Raw genomic sequence first — 5,166 nt, 5'->3', positions numbered from 1 at the left:
GACTTCAAGATGCTGGATTCAGAGCGTTGTCATTGATTCGAGGTCAAGGAAAACAACGCCGTGGAATAGCGAGCTCTTTCCAAGTTGTTTGAAGCAGAGATCGAGTCAATGACACGCTCCCGAAGGGCACTCTTTGCAAATAGTAAGGGCCTTGGTTTGTATACTTTGTTGCCGATTCTTGATTTAGGCCCACTAGACCTTTAAATCGGCGTCGTGTCTACAAACCAAGTCATTCTCGCTGAACCAAACATCTCGAGGTTACTTGGGTATAAGCTCTAGGGTATAATGCCGCCAAATTCATGGGAAACCAGATGACATGCAATACACATTAATTGAGAAAGGTGAAGTTCAACTCGAAGAATCTTCGCTGTTTATGGAAGGGGCGGTCCTAGCTGCGAACCTGACCACGAAACCGTTAGCACCGGAAACATGGCTAGAGCCACTTCTAGGTGAGGGCTTTAAAACGATTCAGCCAATGGTTGAAGAGCAGATTCACAAGCAGCACAACTACATTCTGCGTAACGAATACTCTATTCTTGCGCTGACAGAAGCCAACTCAGAGCAGTTAGCGGATTTTGCTGAAGGCTTTATGTCTGTCTGGCCGATGATTGAAGAGCAGTGGCATGATGTCGCATTGAACGATGGCCTTGAGCGAATGCTGCAAGCACTTTTGACGACGATGATGTTGGCGATTGATGAAGAGCAAACTCAGCAACAGATGCGTGATGTGGGTATTGAAACGCCGCCAGCACTTGTGGACTTCATCGAACAGTTTGACCTGATGATCAACGAAGTTGCACTTGGTGCAGACGAATTGATGGTCGGCAAAAAGTCGAAGAGTTTGAACCCTTTCAAAGGTGTTGGGCGTAATGACCCTTGCCCATGCGAAAGCGGTAAGAAGTTTAAGCAATGTTGCGGTAAGTAATCGAATTGCAAAGAAAAGCCGACCTCGTGGTCGGCTTTTTTGTATTCATTTTCAGTAATTCGAAGTCGGAAAAATGTTACTGGATTGGATTCTTGCGCTTACCGCGAACAAATTGCGCAATCACAATGAATGCAAGAGCGACTAAGTTACCCGCAAAAATGACGATAAGCCATTGAGGCATAGAAAGACCAAGGAACTCCCACACAATCTTCGCGCAGTCACCGTATGCTTCAAACATCCAAGGAAACCACTGGTTTAATGGTGCCCAACTTGGGAACGTCACGAATAGGTCACATGTTGCAAATGGTGAAGGGTTGAATTGATAGTCCACATGCTGCATCGCAAGCATCAAACCTTTGTAAGCACTTGCGCCCCATGCTGCTAATGCAATCCAGCGAACGAGAGGGTTGTTTGGTGCGATAAGACCAATCATCGCGGCAAAAATAATTCCCATCATTGCCACACGTTCGTAAATGCACATAACACAAGGTGCTAGCATCATAACGTGTTGGAAGAATAGGGCACAGGCTTCAAAAAAGATAATCGCTAAAAGGAGAAGGAGCCAAGATAAGCGTCCTTTCGAAAACTGATTAAGTGATGCAAAAATACTCACGGTTACAATCCTGTCTGAAATATAAAAAAGCTCTGAATACTCAGAGCTTTTTAACTTGGATAAGTTTCCTAATCAACTCAAATTTTTAGTGTCCACCTGACACAACAGGAGCCAGATCACCACTGCTTGGCGAAATCCAGCCTGCATCGTAGAAGAATGCGGTTGCTGGTTCTAGGAAGAACATGATGCCCATCAAGCCAACAATTGCCAGTACGATAGTGTATGGCAGTGCCATGATCACCATGCGACCGTAGGATAGACGAATCAATGGTGCCAGTGCGGATGTTAGCAGGAATAGGAACGCAGCTTGGCCGTTTGGCGTTGCAACTGAAGGTAGGTTAGTTCCTGTGTTGATTGCTACCGCTAATAGGTCGAACTGTTCACGAGTAATTTGGCCATCAATCAGTGCCGCTTTTACTTCGTTAATGTAGACCGTACCCACGAAAACGTTATCCGAGACCATTGAAAGCAGACCGTTGGCGACATAGAACAACGCCAGCTGTGTGCTTTTGTCTTCAACTGCAAGTACAGCGTCGATAACCGGCTTAAATAGTTCTTGGTCAATGATTACAGCAACGACTGCAAAGAACACGGCAAGAAGTGCTGTAAACGGCAGGGCTTCTTCAAACGCTTTACCCATTGAATGTTCTTCAATCACACCAGTGAATGAGGTTGCAAGGATAATAACTGAAAGACCAATCAGACCCACGGCCGCTAAGTGCAGAGCAAGTGCTGCAATTAACCAAACTGCGATTAGACCTTGAATCCAAAGCTTAGCTACGTCTTGGTTAGTACGGGTTTTACGCTCTTCACGGTCGAAATCGACAAGGATTTGACGAACGTTATCAGGCAGCTGCGCACCGTACCCACAAATCTTTAGCTTCTCTACTATTGCACAAGTGATCAAGCCGCAGAAGAAAACAGGAAGAGTCACTGGCGCCATTCGGATCAGGAATTCACCAAAGAACCAACCCGCTTGGTCTGCAATGATCAAGTTTTGTGGTTCACCAACCATTGTTGTTACACCACCAAGCGCAGTACCCACACCAGCATGCATTAGCAATGAACGTAGGAATGCACGGTAGTTCTCAAGGTCGTCACGCGTAAGCTCAGTGATGGTGTCATCTTGAGTATGGTCATGGTCACCGATAGGGTTACCAGAAGCGACTTTGTGGTAAATCGAGTAGAAACCCACTGCAACGCTGATTACGACGGCGATAACGGTCAGTGCATCGAGAAATGCTGACAAAAACGCAGCTGCGAAACAGAATGCGAGTGAAAGTAACGTTTTCGAACGAATACCAAGCAGGATCTTCGTAAAAATGAACAGCAGAAGCTGTTTCATAAAGTAGATACCTGCAACCATGAATACCAATAGTAGAAGAACTTCGATATTCGCAACCAGCTCATGCTTCACCTGGGCAGGGCTGGTCATCCCGATAGCAACCGCTTCAATTGCAAGCAAACCGCCTGGTTGAAGTGGGTAACACTTCAGCGCCATTGCTAGCGTGAAAATAAATTCTGCTACTAGCAACCAACCTGCAACAAATGGGTCAATTAGGAAGAAAACAATCGGGTTAATAATTAGGAAGGCTATAATGGCAACTTTGTACCAATCAGGCGCTTTACCAAGAAAGTTCTTGATAAAGGCATTTCCGAGCGACATCGGCATGATAATTCTCTTTATAACAAAATTATGAATAGACACTACAATAGTGCTTAAGTATCTGTTTGTTAGACTTATTATTTAGCCTTTTAAAACAATAACTTAGAAAAACAACAATCCCTTGCTTCACTGTAGTCTTGCCAAGTTACTTCCCCTGAACTTAAGCACCGCTCACTTTCGACCGCAACTCTACACTTCGGCATTTTATAGTCAATAACAAAACGTGATGCTGCCGACTAAAACTGCTTTTTATTTGTAATAACGCGATCAAAACGGCGTTACTATACCATGAAAAGCTTAAAAAAAATCACCTTGGAATTTAAAACCAAGTCAATTACGAGAAAAGATCAATTAAGAAAGAATATTTATCGTAAAACATAAATTTATTTTGCATATTTTGAGCAGAAAAATGTGACGAGGTAGGCTTTATTTTTACTGCGTTTGTGGTCATTAGGGTTTATCCAAAATATAAATTTTACGAGTTTGATTCAAAGTGATTAACATTTTGAATTGAATATATATGTAGAGTATTAACCCTATATTGAGATTTCGTTTCATTTATTGATCGTTAATTTTCGCAAATCGTTAAGTAGTGGTATGATGAGTGGTATCGACCCTTAGAAATCAATATTGGATAAAAACAGAATGGTCATTAAGGCTAAGAGCCCTGCGGGTTTCGCAGAAAAATACATTATCGAGAGCATTTGGAACGGCCGTTTTCCACCTGGCTCAATCTTACCCGCTGAACGTGAGCTATCTGAACTTATTGGTGTTACTCGTACAACATTACGCGAAGTGCTCCAGCGTCTTGCGCGAGACGGTTGGTTGACTATCCAACACGGTAAACCAACCAAAGTTAACCAATTCATGGAGACCTCTGGTCTGCATATCTTGGACACGCTAATGACGCTAGACGTTGATAACGCAACAAACATCGTTGAAGATTTGCTTGCGGCACGTACTAACATCAGTCCAATCTTCATGCGCTATGCGTTTAAAGCAAACAAAGAGGCGTCTGAGCGCACAATCCAGAACGTGATTGAGTCTTGTGAAGCGCTTGTTAGTGCTCCTTCTTGGGATGACTTTATTGCTGCGTCTCCATACGCCGACAAGATCCTGCAAAGCGTAAAAGAAGACAACGAAAAAGATGAAGCGAAGCGTCAAGAAATCCTGATTGCTAAGACATTCAACTTCTACGACTACATGTTGTTCCAACGCTTAGCGTTCCATTCTGGTAACCAGATTTACGGATTGATCTTCAACGGTCTAAGAAAGCTTTATGATCGCGTAGGCAGCTACTACTTCTCAAACCCAGCATCACGTGATTTGGCACTGAGTTTTTACCGTCAGCTTCTAGAAACGTGTGAAACTGGCCAGCGCGATCAACTACCAATCGTGATTCGTCATTACGGTATGGAAAGTGCACAAATCTGGAACGAGATGAAGCAAGAGTTGCCAACTAACTTCACAGAAGACGACAGTTAGTTAACCCTTGGATTCCAACGATTTCAGTACAAAAACCGCAGGTATAAACCTGCGGTTTTTTTTGATACTTATTCACCCTAGCGGTTAAGCTAAGGACAATCTGGGTAAAGGTAAATAAAGGGTTTCGATAATATCCGATAGCATTTGATCGTAGGTATTAAATATCGTGAGTGATAGGTCAGAAGTGATATCGTAAAGCTCTTCTTCACTCAGCGAAGTGAGCTCGCCCTCAATGTACTCATTTAAAGATTGAATCGAACGAGTTGACATAGGAGAGGCAATACTTAAAGGGCTAATCACAGCCAACTGGTTCAATCTTCTTATCATTACCGAAGCGTAATTCTTCATCCGCTCTGGACCACCTTTATCCCCCATGTCTTGGATGCTGATACGCAGTTGTGTCAGCGTCTCTAAGCTATCAATGACAGTTTGCCAGTTCATGTGGTACTCGTCATTTAGCTCAATGGTATGGACTCC

General features: G+C 43.5%; 4 protein-coding genes and 1 pseudogene. 2 read left to right on the top strand and 3 right to left on the bottom strand.

Annotated features, from left to right (window positions below):
- The first annotated feature begins 316 nt into the window (after nucleotides 1-316).
- A complete protein-coding gene (locus KIV40_RS25335; protein WP_012128473.1) occupies nucleotides 317-925 on the top strand; it encodes an SEC-C metal-binding domain-containing protein in 609 nt (202 codons plus the stop codon).
- A 76-nt stretch (nucleotides 926-1,001) separates the two neighbouring features.
- Here the strand turns inward: KIV40_RS25335 and dsbB are convergent, their stop codons facing one another.
- Complete coding sequence (gene dsbB, locus KIV40_RS25330; RefSeq protein WP_012128472.1) at nucleotides 1,002-1,538, bottom strand: disulfide bond formation protein DsbB; 537 nt, start codon at nucleotides 1,536-1,538, stop codon at nucleotides 1,002-1,004.
- 85 nt (nucleotides 1,539-1,623) lie between these two features.
- A complete protein-coding gene (nhaB, locus tag KIV40_RS25325) occupies nucleotides 1,624-3,210 on the bottom strand; it encodes a Na(+)/H(+) antiporter NhaB (protein ID WP_012128471.1) in 1,587 nt (528 codons plus the stop codon).
- 639 nt (nucleotides 3,211-3,849) lie between these two features.
- Here nhaB and fadR point away from each other — a divergent pair.
- Complete coding sequence (gene fadR / locus KIV40_RS25320) at nucleotides 3,850-4,689, top strand: fatty acid metabolism transcriptional regulator FadR (protein ID WP_005531443.1); 840 nt, start codon at nucleotides 3,850-3,852, stop codon at nucleotides 4,687-4,689.
- Between the two features lie 84 nt (nucleotides 4,690-4,773).
- Here fadR and KIV40_RS25315 read toward each other — a convergent pair.
- A pseudogene (locus KIV40_RS25315) lies at nucleotides 4,774-5,166 on the bottom strand (hypothetical protein); the annotation flags it as partial.

The sequence above is a fragment of the Vibrio sp. D173a genome, from assembly GCF_030248475.1.
Note: the sequence above shows the minus strand (reverse complement) of the source record. Positions and strands in the feature narration are given on the sequence as shown.

Excerpts from the sequence above, each read along its gene's own strand:
- nhaB (WP_012128471.1), bottom strand. The coding sequence starts at position 3,210 with ATGCCGATGTCGCTCGGAAATGCCTTTATCAAGAACTTTCTTGGTAAA.
- fadR (WP_005531443.1), top strand. The coding sequence starts at position 3,850 with ATGGTCATTAAGGCTAAGAGCCCTGCGGGTTTCGCAGAAAAATACATT.
- KIV40_RS25335 (WP_012128473.1), top strand. The coding sequence starts at position 317 with ATGCAATACACATTAATTGAGAAAGGTGAAGTTCAACTCGAAGAATCT.